The organism is Isoptericola sp. NPDC056618 (assembly GCF_042792715.1).
In the GTDB taxonomy this organism is placed as follows: domain Bacteria; phylum Actinomycetota; class Actinomycetes; order Actinomycetales; family Cellulomonadaceae; genus Isoptericola; species Isoptericola nanjingensis.
Window position 1 is genome coordinate 442,231 of sequence record NZ_JBHTVZ010000001.1, and the last position, 16,450, is coordinate 458,680.

Consider the following 16,450-nt stretch of genomic DNA (forward strand, 5'->3'; position numbering starts at 1 on the left):
GGTCGACGCGCGCGCGTCCGATGACAGAGCGGGGAGGACCTGCCAGTCCCCCGCCTGCCCGGCCCGACCCACGGAGCTCCGACGTGACCACCCTCCCGGACGACTCGCACACCCTCACCGGCGTCGACCCCGACGTCTTCGCGGACCGGCACGTGGGCCCGCGCGGCCGCGAGGTCGCCGCGATGCTCGACACCCTCGGCCACGCGAGCCTCGACGCCCTGGTGGACGCCGCCGTCCCCGCGTCGATCCGCACGGACCGCCCGCTGGACCTGCCGGCCGCCCGCTCGGAGGCCGAGGTGCTCGCCCACCTGCGCGACCTCGCGGGGAAGAACCAGGTCAAGCGCCAGATGATCGGTCTGGGCTACTACGGCACCGCCACTCCCCCGGTGATCCGCCGCAACGTGCTCGAGTCCCCCGCCTGGTACACGGCGTACACGCCGTACCAGCCGGAGATCTCCCAGGGCCGTCTCGAGGCGCTGCTGAACTTCCAGCAGGCCGTGGAGGACCTCACCGGCCTGGGGATCGCGGGCGCGTCCCTGCTGGACGAGGCCACGGCCGTCGCCGAGGCCGTCGCGCTGATGTGGCGCGCCTCGCGCGCGAAGAGCGGGTACGTCGTGCTCGACGCCGACCTGTTCCCGCAGAGCCTGTCGGTCACGCGCGGCCGCGCCGAGGCCATCGGCCTGCCGGTGGTCGTGGTCGGGCTCGACGGCGGCCTGGCGGCGGGCCTCGACGCGTTCGTCGCGGCGGGCGGCACGCTGCCCGACGGCGACCTGGTGGGCGTCGTGGTGCAGCAGGCGGGCGCGTCGGGCCGCGTGCTGGACGCTCGCGGCGTGGTCGCGGAGGCCAGGGAGCGCGGCGCGCTGGTCACGGTGGCCGCGGACCTCCTGGCCCTCACCCTGCTGACGTCCCCGGGCGAGCTCGGCGCCGACGTCTCGGTCGGTTCGGCCCAGCGCTTCGGCGTCCCGCTCTTCTACGGCGGCCCGCACGCCGCCTTCATGGCGGTCCGCAAGGGCCTGGAGCGCCAGCTCCCCGGGCGCCTCGTCGGCGTCTCGACCGACGCCGACGGCGCCACGGGCCTGCGCCTCGCCCTCGCCACCCGCGAGCAGCACATCCGCCGCGAGAAGGCGACGAGCAACATCTGCACCGCGCAGGCGCTGCTCGCCATCGTCGCCTCGATGTACGCCGTCTACCACGGCCCCGACGGCCTCCGCGCGATCGCCGAGCGCACCCACGCCCGCGCCGCCGCCGTCGCGGCGGGCCTCCGCGCCGCGGGCATCACGGTCGAGCACGGCGTCTTCTTCGACACCGTCCGCGCGGTCGTCCCCGGCCAGGCAGGGCGCGTCGTGGCAGCAGCCGCAGACGCCGGCTACAACCTGTACAAGGCCGACGCCGACCATGTACAGATCGCCTGCGACGAGACGACGACCGCCGACGACGTGACCGCCGTCCTCGCCGCCTTCTCCGCCGAGGGCGCCCCGGCGCCCGTGAACGCGTCCGCGCGAGGGGTTGCCGACCTCCCCGCGGCCGTGACCCGGACGAGCGTCTACCTCCAGCACCCCATCTTCCACGTGCACCGCAGCGAGACCTCGATGCTCCGGTACCTGCGGTCGCTGAGCGACAAGGACCTGGCGCTGGACCGCACGATGATCCCGCTGGGCTCGTGCACGATGAAGCTCAACGCGACGGCGGAGATGGAGGCCATCAGCTGGCCGGGCTTCGCGGACATCCACCCGTACGTGCCCGCTGACCAGGCGCTGGGCTACGCGGAGCTGGTGTCGACGCTGGAGTCGCAGCTCGCGGAGATCACGGGGTACGCGGGCGTGTCCGTGCAGCCGAACGCGGGCTCGCAGGGCGAGTTCGCGGGACTGCTGGCGATCAAGGGCTACCACCGGTCGCGGGGCGAGGAGCACCGCGACATCGTGCTGATCCCGGCGTCGGCGCACGGCACGAACGCGGCCTCGGCGGCCCTGGCGGGCCTGCGCGTGGTGGTCGTGGCGACGGCGGACGACGGCGAGATCGAGCTGGACGACCTCCGGTCGAAGCTCGAGCAGCACGGCCCGCAGGTGGCGGGGATCATGATCACGTACCCGTCGACCCACGGCGTCTACGAGGAGCACGTGCGCGAGGTCTGCGACCTTGTACACAACGCTGGCGGGCAGGTGTACATCGACGGCGCGAACCTCAACGCGCTGGTCGGGCTGGCGCGTCCGGGGGAGTTCGGCGGCGACGTCTCGCACCTCAACCTGCACAAGACGTTCTGCATCCCGCACGGCGGCGGTGGTCCGGGGGTGGGCCCGGTCGCGGTGGCCGCACACCTGGTGCCGTTCCTGCCGGCGGACCCGACGCCGGGGATCGCCGGCCAGGACGGCATCGCGCCCGTGAGCGCGGCGCCGCACGGATCGGCGGGCATCCTGCCGATCTCGTACGCGTACCTCGCCCTGATGGGGCCGGACGGGCTGACCGAGGCGTCGAAGGCCGCCGTCCTCACCGCGAACTACGTGGCGAAGCGCCTGGACCCGTACTTCCCGGTGCTCTACACCGGTGAGAACGGCCTGGTGGCGCACGAGTGCATCCTCGACCTGCGGCCGATGACCGCCGAGACGGGCGTGACCGCGGAGGACGTGGCGAAGCGCCTCATCGACTACGGCTTCCACGCGCCGACGATGTCGTTCCCGGTGGCGGGGACGCTGATGGTGGAGCCCACCGAGAGCGAGGACCTCGCCGAGCTGGACCGCTTCGTCGACGCGATGATCGCCATCCGCGGCGAGATCGACCGCGTGGCGGCGGGGGAGTGGACCGTGGACGACAACCCGCTGCGGCACGCCCCGCACACCGCGGCGAGCGTCGTCGCCGACGAGTGGGCGCACCCGTACTCCCGCGAGCTGGCCGCCTTCCCGCTGCCCAGCCTGCGGGGCGCGAAGTACTGGTCGCCCGTGCGCCGCATCGACGGGGCCAAGGGCGACCGCAACCTCGTGTGCGCCTGCCCGCCCCTGGAGTCCTACGCGGAGCCCGCCCCCACCCACTGACCCGTTGTGGGTGGGCTCGTGGCCCCGTTCTCGCCCGAAAAGGGGCCACGATCGCACCCACAACGGACGACCGTGCACCACGAAGGGAGCCTCGATGGCCGAGGACCAGCAGGAGACGCAGGACAAGACCACGCCGCTGCACGACGAGCACGTCGCGCTGGGCGCCAGCCTCACCGGCTTCGGCGGCTGGCTGATGCCGCTGCGGTACACCTCCGACCTGGCGGAGCACCGCGCGGTGCGCGAGGCCGCGGGGCTGTTCGACCTGTCGCACATGGGGGAGATCCACCTCGAGGGCGCGCAGTCCGGCGCGGCGCTGGACCAGGCGCTCGTGGGCAACGCGAGCGCGATCGGCGTCGGCCGGGCGCGGTACTCGATGATCTGCGCCGAGGACGGCTCGGTGCTCGACGACCTCATCGTCTACCGCCTGGCCGACGAGCACTTCCTCGTCGTCGCCAACGCGGGCAACGCGCCGCGCGTCGCGGCCGAGCTGGTCGCGCGGTCGACCGGCTTCGACACGGTCGTCACCGACCGGTCCGCCGAGACCGCGCTGGTCGCGGTGCAGGGCCCGCAGGCCGAGGAGATCGTCGCCGCACTCACGGCCGACGACGACGTCGACACGGTCCGCGGCATGAAGTACTACGCGGCCGCGGAGGTCACGGTCGCCGGGATCGGCGTGCTGCTGGCGCGCACGGGGTACACGGGCGAGGACGGTTTCGAGCTGTTCGTGCCCGCGGACCGGGCGGTGGAGCTCTGGCGGGCGCTGCTGGCGGCGGGGGCGGGGCGCGGCCTCGTCCCGGCCGGCCTGTCCGCGCGCGACTCGCTGCGCCTCGAGGCCGGCATGCCCCTGTACGGGCACGAGCTGGACGAGACCACGACGCCGTACGAGGCGGGCCTCGGCCGCGTCGTGAAGCTCGACAAGACCGGAGCCGACGGCGAGCCGCTGCCGTTCGTGGGCCGCGACGCCCTCGCGGCGCGCGCCCAGAGCGCCCCGGCGCGCGTCCTGGTCGGCCTGCGCGGGGAGGGGCGCCGTCCCGCCCGCGCGGGCTACGACGTCGTGCAGCGCGGCCTCGACGGCGCGGTGGGTGCCGTCGTCGGCCACGTGACGTCCGGCGCGCCGTCGCCGACGCTCGGCTACCCGGTGGCGATGGCGTACGTGACGCCCGAGGTGTCGGCCGAGGGCACCGCCCTCGCCGTCGACGTGCGCGGCCGCGCCGAGCCGTTCGTCGTCGTCCCGCTGCCCTTTTACCAGCGGTCGTAGGACGATCGTCCTGACCTCGTCCTGAGCCCGACCGTCGTCAAGCACGCAGAACACGAAGGAGCAGTCCCCATGGCCGACTTCCCCGAGAACCTCCGCTACTCCGCCGAGCACGAGTGGGTGGACGACGCGTCGCCCGCCACGATCGGCGTGACGTCCGTCGCCGCCGACGCGCTGGGCGACGTCGTCTACCTCGAGCTGCCCGAGGTGGGCGCGACGATCGAGGCGGGCGCCGTCGTCGGCGAGATCGAGTCCACCAAGTCCGTCTCGGAGCTGTACTCGCCGGTGAGCGGCACCGTGACGGAGGTCAACCAGTCGGCCGTGGACGACCCGGCCGTCGTGAACTCCGACCCCTTCGGCGCGGGCTGGCTCTTCAAGGTCGACGTGACCTCCCGCGGGTCCCTGCTGACGGCCGAGGAGTACGCCGCCCAGGCGGGCTGACGCTTTCCCAGATCTCGTGACCGAATCGTGACCATCGGGCCCGAATTGCGTTGATTGCCTGGGATAACCGCGCTGACCTGCGACGACACGGCCGGACGCGTCCTTCGAGGGGGCGCGGCCGGCCGTCGTCGTCCCGGCGCGGAAGCAATCCCCGAGATTCCGCGTCATGACAGGGGCCCGTACGCATCTTCTTCCATGACGGCTTCCCCTGGTCGACCTTCGGTCGGCGGCCGTCGACGGAGGAAGAGCGATGAGCACGATCGAAATGGCCCCGGTGACGAACCGTCTGCTGACGCGCCGCGAGCGCGTGGTCCTGTCCAACCTGTCCGAGGACGTCACCCTCGAGCAGATCGCGACCAAGCTGTTCGTCACCCGGAACACGGTGAAGTCGCAGGTGCGCAGCGTGTATCGCAAGATCGGTGTCTCCAACCGGGCCGAGGCCGTCGCATGGGCGCGACAGGCCGGCCTGGGAGTCGGCTGACAGCGGGTAGGTGCGAGCCCCGCCCGACGACAGGGGAGGTCGTCGGCGCGGGGCTCTCGCACGTCCGGGATCCGGCCACGACCCGGTCCGCCGGTACCCGGATGGCAGACTTTCCGTCATGACAGCCCGCCGCCTCGTGGTCGCCGCCGCGATCGTCGACGACCTCGACCACCCGGCGCGCCTGCTCGCCGCCCGGCGGAGCCGGCCCGAGCACCTCGTGGGCCGGTGGGAGTTCCCCGGCGGCAAGGTGGACCCCGGGGAGACGCCGGTCGAGGCGCTGCACCGCGAGCTCATGGAGGAGCTCGGGGTGCGGGCCGAGCTCGGTCACGAGCTGCCCGGCCCCGACGACGGCGGCTGGATCATCACCGACCGCCACGTGCTGCGCCTCTGGCTGGCGGTCGTCACCGACGGCGACCCGCGTCCCCTCGTCGAGCACGACGACCTGCGCTGGCTGGACCGGTCCACGCTGCTCGACGTCGACTGGCTGGACGGCGACGTCCGGATCGTCGAGGCGCTCGACGCCGTCCTGCACGACCGGGTCGACACCACGCGCTGACACCTCGACAGTCGACTCGACAGTCGGCTCGACAGCCGACTCGACGGGCGCTCGCGCTCCGCCCCGCCTACGTTCGGACCAGACCCGGACGAAGGAGCACAGGTGGGCGCAGCGATCGGCCAGTCCCTCCCCGTGGCGGTGGGTGTGCTCATCAGCCCGCTGCCGATCGTCGCCGTGGTGCTGATGCTGGTCAGCCGGCGTGCCAAGGCCAACGCCGCCGCGTTCCTGATCGGCTGGTTCGTCGCGGTCCTGGTCGTGGTCGCGCTGGTCGCCGTGCTCGCCGGCTCGGCCGTCCCCGACGAGGCGGGCACGCCCCTGTGGGCGGCCATCGTCAAGATCGTGCTCGGCGTCCTGCTCCTGCTGCTCGCGGTGAAGCAGTGGCGCGGCCGGCCGCGCGAGGGTGTCGAGCCGGAGACGCCGACGTGGATGGCGGCCATCGACCAGTTCACGCCCGGCAAGGCGCTCGGCCTCGCCGTCCTCCTGTCCGCGGTCAACCCGAAGAACCTGCTGCTCGTCGTGTCGGGCGGTGCGGCCATCGCCTCGGCCGCCCCGGGCGACACGAACGCGCAGGTCGTGGCGGCCGTCGTCTTCGCGCTGACCGCCAGCGCCGGCGTGGTGACCCCGCTGGTCATCTACCTCGCGATGGGGGAGCGCGCCGCGAAGGTCCTCGACGACCTGAAGACCTGGATGGTGCACCACAACGCCGTGATCATGGCCGTCCTGCTGGTCGTCATCGGCGCCAAGATGCTCGGCGACGGCATCTCGGCCCTCTGACCACCCGAGCACCTGCACCCACGATCCGGAGGAGCCTCGATGGCCACGTTCACCGTCTGGAAGTTCGACGACCCCGCCGCGGCCGACCAGTCCGCGACGGTGCTCCGCCGCGCGGCGTCGGACGGGCTGGTCACGGTGGTCGACCACGCCGTCGTCTCGTGGCCGGTGGGGCAGGCCACGCCCACGACGCACCACGGTCACGACGACAAGAAGCGCGGCAGCGGGTGGGGTGCCTTCTGGGGGCTGCTGCTGGGCGTGCTGTTCTTCATGCCCGTCCTGGGCGCCGCCGCAGGCGCCGCGATCGGCGCGATCGCCAAGAGCACCCAGGCCGTCGGCATCGGCCGCACGCAGCTCGAGACGATCCGCGAGCAGGTCACCACCGGCACGTCGGCACTGTTCGCCGTGACGGAGGACGGCGACGTCGACGCCGTGGGCGAGCGGTTCCACGGGCGGCACGCCACGCTCATCGCCACGAACCTCACGGACGCGGAGCGCGCGACGCTGCTGGAGACCTTCGGCTCCTAGGGTCGGGGACCCAGGGCGCGCACCCAGCGCTCGACGTCGCGGCGGCGGCGCAGCCGCACCACCTGCACGTGCGGCGCCTCGCGGGCCAGCCGCTGGTCGAGCCCGCGGAGCTTGTGCCGGGTGCGCCACGCCCACCGCAGGATGTGGTCGCGGTCGGAGAGGACGGTCCGCAAGGGTGGCTCGACGTTCCCGTTCCACAGCGCGGTGCGCCGCAGCCTGCGCGCCACGGTGCGCCGTCCGACCTGCCACAGCACCAGCGGTGTCGGCAGGTCGAGCCAGACCAGGAGCTCGGCACGCTCCAGCAGCAGCGGCCGCACGGCCGTGTACTGCCACTCGCTGACCCAGGCGTCCTGCGCGACGACGGCGCGGACGTCGTCCTCGAACTCCGCCCTGGGGGTCCAGCCCGGGCCGTGGAACAGGCTGTCCAGCTCGGTGTACGGCAGGCCGAGGGCGGTCGACACCCGCCCGGCGAGCGTCGTCTTGCCCGCCCCGGACGTGCCTGCCACGAGGATCCGGCGGGCGGTGACGGGTGGGGGAGGGGCGTCCGGAGGCACCCGCCGAGGGTACGGTGGCGCCAGCGCCTCACAGCCCTCAGCCACGCCCGCGGTCGACGTCGACCCGGAGGACGGAGCATCCGTGCCGCACGACGAACTCTCCGGCTTCGAGCTGCGGACGGACCTGCTGACGCGGGTGGCGCACGCGCACGACGCGTCGCACTACCTGCTGCGCCCGGAGGTGGTGGTGCGGGCGCACGACGTCGACGGGGTGGTCGCCGCGATGCGGGAGGCGAGCCGCCGCGGCCTGCCGGTGACGTTCCGCTCCGGCGGCACGAGCCTGTCGGGGCAGGCGTCGGGCGCGGGGATGCTGGTCGACACGCGCACGCGGTTCACGCGGGTGGAGGTGCTCGACGGCGGGGAGCGAGTGCGCTGCCAGCCCGGTGCCACGCTCCGCCTGGTGAACGGGCACCTGGCGCGGCGGGGGCGGCGGCTGGGGCCCGACCCGGCGAGCGAGATCGCGTGCACCGTCGGGGGAGTGGTGGCCAACAACTCCTCCGGGATGTCGTCGGGCACCACGCGCACCGCGTACCGGACGGTCGAGGCGATGACGGTGGTGCTGCCCGGCGGCACCGTGGTCGACACGGGCGCGCCCGGCGCCGACGCGCGCCTGGCCGCCCTGGAGCCGGACCTGCACCGCGGCCTCGCGGAGCTGCGCGACCGGGTGCGCGGCAGCGCGACGATGCGCGCCGAGGTGGAGCGGCAGTTCGCGATGAAGAACACCATGGGCTACTCCGTGAACGCGCTGCTCGACCACGACAGCCCGGTGAAGATCCTCGAGCACCTGATGATCGGCTCGGAGGGCACGCTGGGCTGGGTCGCGGACGTCACGTTCCGCACGGTGCCGCTGCTGACGCAGGTCGCGACGACGCTGCTCGTCTTCGACTCCCTCGAGCGGGCCACCGACGCGCTGGTACCGCTGGGCGCCTCCGGGCCGGAGGCGATCGAGCTCATGGACGCCGCCTCCCTGCGGGTCGCGGCGGCGGACCCGAAGGCGGACCCCTCGATGCGCTCGCTGGCCGCGGGCGCCGGCATCACGGGCCAGACGGCGCTGCTGGTGGAGTACCGCGCCGCGACCGGCGACGAGCTCGCCCCGCTGCAGGACGCCGCGCGCGCCGTCGTCGACGGACTCGCGCTGGAGCTGCCCGCCACGCTCACGACCGACCCCGCCACGCGCGAGCGGCTGTGGCGCGTGCGCAAGGGCCTGTACACGGCGGTCGCGGGGGCCCGGAAGGCGGGCGCGACCGCGCTGCTCGAGGACGTCGTCGTGCCCGTGCCGGACCTGACCGGCACCGTGCGCGACCTGGGCGGGCTGTTCGCGCGGCACGGCTACGACGGGAGCCTGAACGACGAGGCCGTGACGTTCGGGCACGCGAAGGACGGCAACCTGCACTTCATGATCACGCCGCGGCTCGGCGACGCGGCGGAGCTCGACCGGTACGCGGCGTTCAGCGACGACCTCGTGGACCTGGTGCTCGGCCGCGGCGGCTCGCTCAAGGCCGAGCACGGCACCGGCCGCATCATGGCGCCGTTCGTGCGGCGCCAGTACGGCGACGACCTGTACGCCGTCATGCGCGAGATCAAGAGCCTGTTCGACCCGCGCGGGCTGCTCAACCCGGGCGTGATCATCACCGACGACCCACGCGAGCACCTGCGCGACCTCAAGGTCGAGGCGTCCGCGGGCGGCGAGGACGCCCCGCTCGTGGACCGGTGCGTGGAGTGCGGCTACTGCGAGCCCGGCTGCCCCTCGCGGACCGTCACGACGACGCCGCGCCAGCGGATCGCGCTGCTCAAGGAGCTCGCCGTCGCGCCCGAGGACGAGCGCGAGGAGCTGCAGAAGGCGTACCGGTACTGGGGCGTGCAGACGTGCGCCGCGGACTCGATGTGCGTCGAGGCGTGCCCCGTCGGCATCGACACCGGCGTGGTGATGAAGGGCCACCGGGCACGGTCGAACCCGGCGCTCGTGCGGAAGGGCGGGGAGGTGCTCGCGGGGTCGTGGAGGCCGGTCGTCGACGTGCTGCGCGGCGCGCTCGGCGTGGTGGAGAAGGTGCCGACGCCCGTGGTGCGCGTGGCCTCGGAGGTGGCGCGCGGGATCGTCGGGACCGACGTCGTGCCGCGGGTGGACGACGACCTGCCCGGCCCCGGCCCGCGACGCGAAGCCGAGGATGTGCCGGGAGAGCCGAGGGCCGTGCTGTTCGCGTCGTGCATGGGCGAGCTGTTCGCGCCGGCGGACGGTGGCGTGCCGGACGGCGGGCGCCCGGTGGGCGCGGAGGCGGCGCTGCGCACGCTGTGCGAGCGCGCCGGGATCGGCCTCGCGGTGCCGGAGGGCATCGGCGGGCTGTGCTGCGGCACCCCGTGGGCGAGCAAGGGCCTGCCGGGCGGCGCGGCGCGGATGGCGCGGCAGGTGCTCGACGCCCTGTGGACGGCGACGCGCGGAGGGCAGCTGCCCGTCGTGTGCGACGCGTCGAGCTGCACGCACGGGCTGGTCGAGACGCCGCACCACCTCTCCGGGGAGGACGCCGGGCGGTTCGCGCGGCTGCGGATCGTCGACGCCGTGACGTTCGTGCGCACCGACGTGCTGCCGGCGCTCGCGGACCGCGGCGTGGCCGTCGCGCGGCAGGGGAGCGTCGTCGTGCACCCCACCTGCGCGACGGTGCACCTGGGCGCCGTGGACGACCTGCGCGCCGTGGCGGCCGCCGTCGCGGACGACGCCGTGGTGCCCGCCGCGTGGGGCTGCTGCGGCTTCGCCGGCGACCGCGGCATGCTGCACCCGGAGCTCACGGCCGCGGCCACGCATGCCGAGGCCGCCGACGTCGCGGCGGGGGAGCGGGCCCGGCCGGGCGGCCGGTTCGACGCCTACGTCTCGAACAACCGCACCTGCGAGATGGGGATGGCGCGCGCCACCGGCCGCGACTACGTGCACGTGCTGGACCTGCTGGAGGCGGCGACGCGCGGCGCCGCCCTGACCTGAGCTCCCTCGTCCCGTGGCGGTGCGCCGCGCGGGGCCCGGCGTCCCGCGTTCACGAGCGCGACGCTGGCCAGCACGAGCCCGATGCCGAGGGCCTGGAGCCCGGTGAGCACCTCGCCCCCCGCGAGGACGCCGAGGGCGACGCCGGTGACGGGGTTCAGCAGGCCGATCACGCCCACGGCCCCGGCGGGGAGGTGGCGGAACCCGCTGAACCAGCAGACGAAGCCGAGCGCCGTGGCGACGAGGCTCACGTACGCGAACGCGAGGGTCTCGGTGAGGGTCAGGGAGGGAGGCGCGCCCTCGACGAGCGCCGCGGCGACGAGCAGCTCGAGCCCGCCGACGACGAGCTGCCACGCCGTGACCGTGAGCACCGGCGTCCCGTCCTGCCATCGCTGGGTGAGGACGGCCCCGACGGACGAGAGCACCATCGAGGCGACGGACGCCGCGATGCCCCAGCCGTCGAGCGCGCCGGTCGCGGTGCCCACGATCAGCAGGACGCCCGCACCGCCCACGGCGGCCGCGACGACGACGCGCGGCGTGGGGCGCTCGTGGAGCAGGAGCCACGCCGCGCCGGCGATCGCCAGCGGGCTGAGCGACATGAGCGAGGCGGCGACGCTGGACGGCAACAGCTGGGCCGCGACGTACACGAGGCAGAAGAAGATCCCCATGTTGAGGGTGCCGAGCACGACCGAGCGCCACCACCAGGAACCGCGGGGCAGCCGGCGCGCGACCAGCAGCAGGACGACGCCTGCCGGCAGCGCGCGGATCGCCGATCCCCACAGGGGCGTGCCCCCCGGGAGGAGGTGGTGGGTCACGACGTAGTTCGACCCGAACGCGACCGGCCCGACCGCCGCGACCAAGGGCCAGCGGACGCGGAGCCAGGTCCGGCGCGTCCACGACATACTTTCCATGGAAACCAGTCTACTTTCCGTGGAAAGTAGACTGGGCCCATGGCTGAGGTCGATCGCGTCGCGACGTTCGTCGAGCAGTGGCGGAGAGAACGCCCCGACCTCGACCCGAGCCCGATGGCGGTGATCGGGCGGATGCGCCGGATCTCCGACGACTTCACCGCCGCGCTCGTCGCGAACTACCGCCGGTTCGGGATCGGGGAGGGCGAGTTCGACGTCCTGTGCGCGCTGCGGCGCGCGGGCGACCCGTTCGCGCTCAACCCGGGGGAGCTCGCGGAGCACACCATGGTGACGGCCGGTGCGACGTCCAAGCGGGTCGACCGGCTGGAGGCGGCCGGCCTCGTGGCCCGGCAGTCGCGGGCCGGCGACGGGCGCGGGCGGGTGGTCACGCTGACGCCCGAGGGGCGCCGGCTCATCGACGAGGCGTACCCCGCCCACCTCGAGCTCGAGGACGGCCTGCTGGGTCCCCTCTCGCGCGGGGAGCGCGAGCAGCTGGAGGCGCTGCTGCGCAAGCTCGTCGGCGGCTGACGCCGGGGAGTGTCCGGCCCGTCTGGTCGAAGGAGATCCTGCATGCCCACGAGAGCCCTGTCCCGCAGGTCCCGCGCGTTCGCGATCGTGGGGGTCGCGGCCGCCCTGGCGGGGGTGACCACCGTCCCGGCCTCCGCCTCCGCCGAGGACGTTGTCGCTGTCGCGTCGGCCGCCGATGTCACCCCGGTGCGCGACTTCGTCGGGGTCGGCGGCGACGCGATCAACGGCGGTGTCTGGGTGCGGCCGGAGGCGCAGATCCGGCTCATGGGCGGCAGCAACTACCTCACCGTGCGGGTGCACAACGACGACGTCGACCCCGCGCACGTCCAGATCTCCAGCGCCTACGGCGAGCGGACCCTGCTCGTCGAGCCGGGGCGGTCCGGCTACGTCGCCGTCAACCTGCGGACGTCCGAGGTGCCGCTGATTCCCCTGCTCATCGTGGCGGAGGTGCGCGACGCCGACGGGAAACTCGTGCGCGGCACCGGGATCAACATGACGAACGTGGTCCTTCCCGAGGACTGAGGCCCGCGCCGCCTCCGGCGCCGGGTCAGCCGTCGGCAGGCTGCACCACCATGGCCGCGCCGCCGCCGCGGCGGCGCGGCTCGGAGACGGCCGTGAGCAGGCCGTCGTCGCCGAGCTGCACGGCGGTGGCGGCCCCGATCTCGGCGGCGGAGGTGAACGCGTCGCCCGACGGCACGAGCGTGTGCCCGTACTCCTCGAGCGCCGGGCCGTAGGCCTCGATGAACTCCGGCTCGGCGGTGACGGACGCCGTGTTGCGCTGCGCCGCGCGCGGGGCGGCGAGCGCCTCGCCGATCGGCATGCCACGGTCGAGGTGGTTGGTGAGCGTCTGCAGCACGGTCGTGATGATCGTGGAGCCGCCGGGCGAGCCGAGGGCCAGGACCGGCTCGCCGTCGCGCAGCACGATCGTCGGTGCCATCGACGACCGCGGCCGCTTACCGGGCTCGATGCGGTTCGGGTCGTCCGCCGCCCACACGGTGGAGAAGTCGGTGAGCTCGTTGTTCAGCAGGAAGCCGCGGCCCGGCACGAGCATCCCGGAGCCGCCGGTCTGCTCGATCGTCAGGGTGTACTCGACGACGTTGCCGTCCCCGTCGACCACGGTGAGGTTGGTCGTCGAGACGTTCTCGGTGTCGGAGTCCGCGGGGGCGATCGTCTCCCCGCACGCCGCGTCGTCGGCGTCCACGTCGCCGGGCGCGACGGGCTTGGTCGCCGCGGCCTCCGGGTCGAGCAGGCACGCGCGCTCGGCGGCGAAGTCGTCCGACAACAGGGTGTCGAGCGGGACGTCGACGAACGCCGGGTCGCCCACGTAGGCGCCGCGGTCGGCGAAGGCCAGGGCGCTCGCCTCGAGGTAGTGGTGCAGGTAGGCGGCGTCGTCCATGCCGGCCAGGTCGAACGTCTCGAGGATGTTCAGCGCCTCGCCCACCGTGGACCCGCCGCTGGAGGACGGCGCCATGCCGTAGACGTCGTAGTCGCGGTAGTCGGACACGGTCGGGTCCTGCAGCAGCGCCTCGTACCCGGCCAGGTCGTCGAGGCCGAGGTAGCCGGGCGGCACGGGCAGGTCGGTGTCCGGCGAGGTCTGCGGGTGCTGCACGACGTCCACCATCTCGGCCGCGAGCTCGCCGCCGTAGAACGCGTCCGTGCCGCGCTTCGCCAGCAGGTCGTAGGTGTCCGCCAGGTCGCGGTTGCGGAACACGCTGCCGACGGCGGGCGGCCGGCCGCCGGGCAGGTACAGCTCCGCCGTCGCGGGGAACGCCGCGAAGCGCTCGGCGTTGCTCTTCGTCTGGTCGTGGAACGTCTGGTCGACGACGAACCCGCGCCGCGCCAGCTGCGTCGCCGGCTTCAGCGCCTTCTTCAGGGAGTAGGTGCCCCACTCGTCGAGCGCCGTCTGCCAGGTCGCGGGCGTGCCCGGCGTGCCGACCGAGACGCCGCTGGTCACCAGGTCCGGGGTGAACGGGTACGGCTTGCCGGTCGCCGGGTCGACGAACGCGTCGTTCGGCATCTCCGACGGCGCCGTCTCCCGACCGTCGATCGTCTGCACGTCGCCGCTGTCGGCGTCGTAGTACACGAAGTACCCGCCGCCCCCGACGCCGGCGCTGTACGGCTCGGTCACCCCCAGCGCCGCGGCCGCCGCCACCGCCGCGTCGACCGCGTTGCCGCCCTTGCGCAGCACCTCCAGGCCGACGCGGCTCGCCTCCGGGTCCACCGTGCTGATCGCGCCGCCGTACCCGACGGCGGTCGGCACCTTGACGTCGTCGCGCGGGGCGGCGCTCGCGGACGTCGCGGCGGTGGCGCCGACGACGGCGGTCGTCGCGGTGAGCGCGACGGCGCCCAGCGCGGCGAGCGCGCGGGTGCGACGGGCGGGGAGGGCGCTGGAACGACGGTGGTCCATGCGGTGGTCCATGGCTGTCTCCTGTGGCGGGTGCGGGTCCCGGGGCGGCTCCTCCCACAGTGGCGGAGAACGACGGGGGACGCCCGCCGAACGCGGCGGCGGCCCGGCCCGGCCCCGTCACCTCGCCTGTTGCGCGGGAGCGACGGAATCGCGACCGTAGGCAGATGACGACACCGGTCGCGGGCTTCGAGCTGCGTACCACCGATGCCCAGGAAGCCGAGCAGGCGCTCGCGACCATCTTTCCTCGGGTGCACCTGCGCGCCCCGAAGCAGGCGTTCGAGTTCTCCATCCGCTCCGCCGCGATCGGGCGCCTGGCCTGGACCGACCACACGCTGCCCATGCCGGGCCGCTCGGCGCTGGACGAGCCCGAGCCGATCGTCGTGCTGCAGCTGCGGGGCGACATCGATCTGCAGCACGCGGGACAGTCCTTCGGTCCGGGACCGGTGCTGCTCGACGCCCCGGATCAGGCCACGGCCACGTGGGACACGGCCAGGACCAGCGGCCTCACCCTGGACCGGGGGTACGTGCGCGCGACGGCCGCGCGGCTGACCGGGCGCAACCTGCCGAGCCACCTGTTCCGGTCCGGCTCCCCGCGAGGGCCGGCGGAGGCGCGTGCCTGGAAGGCGACCGCGCGGTACGCCGCGCAGTCGTTGACCCGCGACGCCGACGCGCTGTCGTCGCCGGTGCTGCAGAGCTCGCTGGCGCACCACGTCGCCCTCTCGCTGCTGCACGCGTTCCCCAACGTGGCCCTCGACGACGAGGGGCGGGCCGCCGAGCGCGTCCTGCCACCGGTGGTCCGGCGGGCGTCGGAGTTCATCGACGAGCACGCCCACGAGGCGATCACGGTCGACGACGTCGCCGCCGCGGTGCACGTCTCCACCCGCGGCCTGCAGGCGGCGTTCCGCCGCTCGCTGGACGCGACCCCGGGGGAGGCGCTGCGGCGGGCCCGGCTGGACGGCGCGCGCCGCGAGCTCCTGGACGGTGACCCGGGGGTCGCCACCGTCGCGGCCGTGGCTCGGCGGTGGGGGTTCCTGCACCTCGGCCACTTCGCCGCGGCCTACCGGCGAGCGCACGACGAGCTGCCGTCGCAGACCCTGCACCGGTGAGCTCCGGACGTCAGACCGCGGTGGTGGGCCGTCCGGTCTCGAGAGCGGCGGGGCGCAGCAGACGCTCGACGAAGGGACGGGCGGCCGTCCCGTGCGTGCTCGCGGCGGCCAGTACCGCCGTCGCGAGGTCCCGCACCTTGACGTTGTGCGTGTTGGAGGCGCCGCGCAACACGGCGAAGGCGTCGTCTGCCGTGAGGCCGTAGAGCACCATCAGCGCCCCCTTGGCCTGGTCGATCGCTGACCGGCTCTGCGCCGACGCGGCCACCTGCTGGGAGGCCATGCGGGACGCAGCCTCGCGGATCGTGGCCGTCACGTCCGTCACGAAGCCCTGCAGCACGGTCGTCGAGGGATCGTCCTCGGTGGGCTGGACCTCGCCGGTGAGCACCACGGTGCGCTCGTACCCGCGCACGTCCACGATGCGGTGCACGCTGGCGAAGGGGCCCCCGGTGCGCCGGGCCGCGGCGAGCAGCCGCTGCACGCGCTCGCGGTCGTCGGGATGCTTGTGAGCCAGGACGAGAGCGGTGGACGGCACCACCTCGCCCGGCTCGAGGCCGTGGACGAGGAACGTGCCCTCCGACCACCACCAGGTCTCCTCCGGGAGCAGGCAACGATACGAGCCGGTGAGCGGCGCGGACGGGATGTCGAGGGCGTGCTCCAGGGCGGACCGCTCCTGCGCTGGTGCGAGGGGCGACGGGGTGTCGGGCGGGTCGGCCGGCGTGCGGCGGGGGTCCACAGGCACCTCCTGGGCATGCGCGCTCCGCGGATCGGGACGCGGTCTGCTCCGGGACCGTCTTCTCGATGCCGGCTGACCAGGACACCACGGGTGCCCGGCCGTCCACGGGCGATCTGCGTGTCCGGGACGGCGGTGTGCGCCTGAAGGACCGCCCGGGCGGCCGCACGAGGTAGAAGAGTTTCCCTGGC

Annotated in this window: 15 protein-coding genes; 11 read left to right on the top strand and 4 right to left on the bottom strand. The window is 74.2% G+C overall.

Annotation, left to right across the window (positions count from 1 at the left end; all coding sequences use genetic code 11):
* Window positions 1–20 precede the first annotated feature (20 nt).
* The 7 genes from gcvP (at window position 21) to ACFQ8T_RS02100 (ending at window position 7,058) form a co-directional block, all read left to right on the top strand.
* Window positions 21–3,026 (top strand): aminomethyl-transferring glycine dehydrogenase, encoded by a 3,006-nt coding sequence (gcvP, locus tag ACFQ8T_RS02070; RefSeq protein WP_430544897.1) that lies wholly within the window; start codon window positions 21–23, stop codon window positions 3,024–3,026.
* Between the two features lie 94 nt (window positions 3,027–3,120).
* Window positions 3,121–4,284 carry a glycine cleavage system aminomethyltransferase GcvT gene (gene gcvT / locus ACFQ8T_RS02075; protein ID WP_430544898.1) on the top strand — a complete coding sequence of 388 codons (1,164 nt, stop codon included), beginning with the start codon at window positions 3,121–3,123 and terminating at the stop codon, window positions 4,282–4,284.
* A 69-nt stretch (window positions 4,285–4,353) separates the two neighbouring features.
* Window positions 4,354–4,722 carry a glycine cleavage system protein GcvH gene (gene gcvH, locus ACFQ8T_RS02080; protein ID WP_430544899.1) on the top strand — a complete coding sequence of 123 codons (369 nt, stop codon included), beginning with the start codon at window positions 4,354–4,356 and terminating at the stop codon, window positions 4,720–4,722.
* A gap of 250 nt (window positions 4,723–4,972) precedes the next feature.
* Complete coding sequence (locus ACFQ8T_RS02085) at window positions 4,973–5,203, top strand: helix-turn-helix domain-containing protein (RefSeq protein ID WP_429731230.1); 231 nt, start codon at window positions 4,973–4,975, stop codon at window positions 5,201–5,203.
* A 118-nt stretch (window positions 5,204–5,321) separates the two neighbouring features.
* Window positions 5,322–5,759 (top strand): (deoxy)nucleoside triphosphate pyrophosphohydrolase, encoded by a 438-nt coding sequence (locus ACFQ8T_RS02090; RefSeq protein WP_430544900.1) that lies wholly within the window; start codon window positions 5,322–5,324, stop codon window positions 5,757–5,759.
* Between the two features lie 102 nt (window positions 5,760–5,861).
* The gene (locus ACFQ8T_RS02095; RefSeq protein ID WP_430544901.1) at window positions 5,862–6,533 is read left to right on the top strand and encodes a GAP family protein; all 672 of its coding nucleotides are present in this window, start codon (window positions 5,862–5,864) and stop codon (window positions 6,531–6,533) included.
* A 39-nt stretch (window positions 6,534–6,572) separates the two neighbouring features.
* Complete coding sequence (locus ACFQ8T_RS02100; protein ID WP_430544902.1) at window positions 6,573–7,058, top strand: DUF1269 domain-containing protein; 486 nt, start codon at window positions 6,573–6,575, stop codon at window positions 7,056–7,058.
* Here ACFQ8T_RS02100 and ACFQ8T_RS02105 read toward each other — a convergent pair.
* Window positions 7,055–7,612, bottom strand: coding sequence for an AAA family ATPase (locus ACFQ8T_RS02105; RefSeq protein WP_430544903.1), 558 nt, complete (start codon window positions 7,610–7,612; stop codon window positions 7,055–7,057). The genes ACFQ8T_RS02100 and ACFQ8T_RS02105 overlap by 4 nt on opposite strands.
* 82 nt (window positions 7,613–7,694) lie before the next feature.
* On the opposite strand from ACFQ8T_RS02105, the gene ACFQ8T_RS02110 reads away from it, so the two are divergent.
* Window positions 7,695–10,583 carry an FAD-binding and (Fe-S)-binding domain-containing protein gene (locus ACFQ8T_RS02110; RefSeq protein WP_430544904.1) on the top strand — a complete coding sequence of 963 codons (2,889 nt, stop codon included), beginning with the start codon at window positions 7,695–7,697 and terminating at the stop codon, window positions 10,581–10,583.
* Here ACFQ8T_RS02110 and ACFQ8T_RS02115 read toward each other — a convergent pair.
* On the bottom strand, window positions 10,526–11,491 hold the full coding sequence (locus ACFQ8T_RS02115) for a DMT family transporter (protein ID WP_430544905.1): 966 nt from the start codon (window positions 11,489–11,491) through the stop codon (window positions 10,526–10,528). The two genes, ACFQ8T_RS02110 and ACFQ8T_RS02115, sit on opposite strands and share 58 nt — an antisense overlap.
* Before the next feature lie 39 nt (window positions 11,492–11,530).
* Between ACFQ8T_RS02115 and ACFQ8T_RS02120 the strand changes: the two genes are divergently transcribed.
* Window positions 11,531–12,016, top strand: a complete 486-nt coding sequence (locus ACFQ8T_RS02120; protein ID WP_430544906.1) for a MarR family winged helix-turn-helix transcriptional regulator — start codon at window positions 11,531–11,533, stop codon at window positions 12,014–12,016.
* A 42-nt stretch (window positions 12,017–12,058) separates the two neighbouring features.
* Complete coding sequence (locus ACFQ8T_RS02125) at window positions 12,059–12,538, top strand: hypothetical protein (protein WP_430544907.1); 480 nt, start codon at window positions 12,059–12,061, stop codon at window positions 12,536–12,538.
* A 25-nt stretch (window positions 12,539–12,563) separates the two neighbouring features.
* Here the strand turns inward: ACFQ8T_RS02125 and ggt are convergent, their stop codons facing one another.
* Window positions 12,564–14,435, bottom strand: a complete 1,872-nt coding sequence (ggt, locus tag ACFQ8T_RS02130; RefSeq protein ID WP_430544908.1) for a gamma-glutamyltransferase — start codon at window positions 14,433–14,435, stop codon at window positions 12,564–12,566.
* 152 nt (window positions 14,436–14,587) lie between these two features.
* Here ggt and ACFQ8T_RS02135 point away from each other — a divergent pair, with 152 nt between their 5' ends.
* Entirely contained in the window at window positions 14,588–15,529 is a 942-nt protein-coding gene (locus ACFQ8T_RS02135; protein ID WP_430544909.1) for a helix-turn-helix transcriptional regulator, read from the top strand.
* A 10-nt stretch (window positions 15,530–15,539) separates the two neighbouring features.
* On the opposite strand, the gene ACFQ8T_RS02140 is transcribed toward ACFQ8T_RS02135, so the two are convergent.
* The gene (locus ACFQ8T_RS02140; RefSeq protein WP_430544910.1) at window positions 15,540–16,262 is read right to left on the bottom strand and encodes a PAS and ANTAR domain-containing protein; all 723 of its coding nucleotides are present in this window, start codon (window positions 16,260–16,262) and stop codon (window positions 15,540–15,542) included.
* Window positions 16,263–16,450: the final 188 nt, after the last annotated feature.

Coding starts and splice junctions, on each gene's coding strand:
- ACFQ8T_RS02135 (WP_430544909.1), top strand. CDS start 14,588: ATGACGACACCGGTCGCGGGCTTCGAGCTGCGTACCACCGATGCCCAG.
- ACFQ8T_RS02085 (WP_429731230.1), top strand. CDS start 4,973: ATGAGCACGATCGAAATGGCCCCGGTGACGAACCGTCTGCTGACGCGC.
- ACFQ8T_RS02100 (WP_430544902.1), top strand. CDS start 6,573: ATGGCCACGTTCACCGTCTGGAAGTTCGACGACCCCGCCGCGGCCGAC.
- ACFQ8T_RS02120 (WP_430544906.1), top strand. CDS start 11,531: ATGGCTGAGGTCGATCGCGTCGCGACGTTCGTCGAGCAGTGGCGGAGA.
- ACFQ8T_RS02115 (WP_430544905.1), bottom strand. CDS start 11,491: ATGGAAAGTATGTCGTGGACGCGCCGGACCTGGCTCCGCGTCCGCTGG.
- gcvT (WP_430544898.1), top strand. CDS start 3,121: ATGGCCGAGGACCAGCAGGAGACGCAGGACAAGACCACGCCGCTGCAC.
- gcvH (WP_430544899.1), top strand. CDS start 4,354: ATGGCCGACTTCCCCGAGAACCTCCGCTACTCCGCCGAGCACGAGTGG.
- gcvP (WP_430544897.1), top strand. CDS start 21: ATGACAGAGCGGGGAGGACCTGCCAGTCCCCCGCCTGCCCGGCCCGAC.
- ggt (WP_430544908.1), bottom strand. CDS start 14,435: ATGGACCACCGCATGGACCACCGTCGTTCCAGCGCCCTCCCCGCCCGT.
- ACFQ8T_RS02125 (WP_430544907.1), top strand. CDS start 12,059: ATGCCCACGAGAGCCCTGTCCCGCAGGTCCCGCGCGTTCGCGATCGTG.
- ACFQ8T_RS02090 (WP_430544900.1), top strand. CDS start 5,322: ATGACAGCCCGCCGCCTCGTGGTCGCCGCCGCGATCGTCGACGACCTC.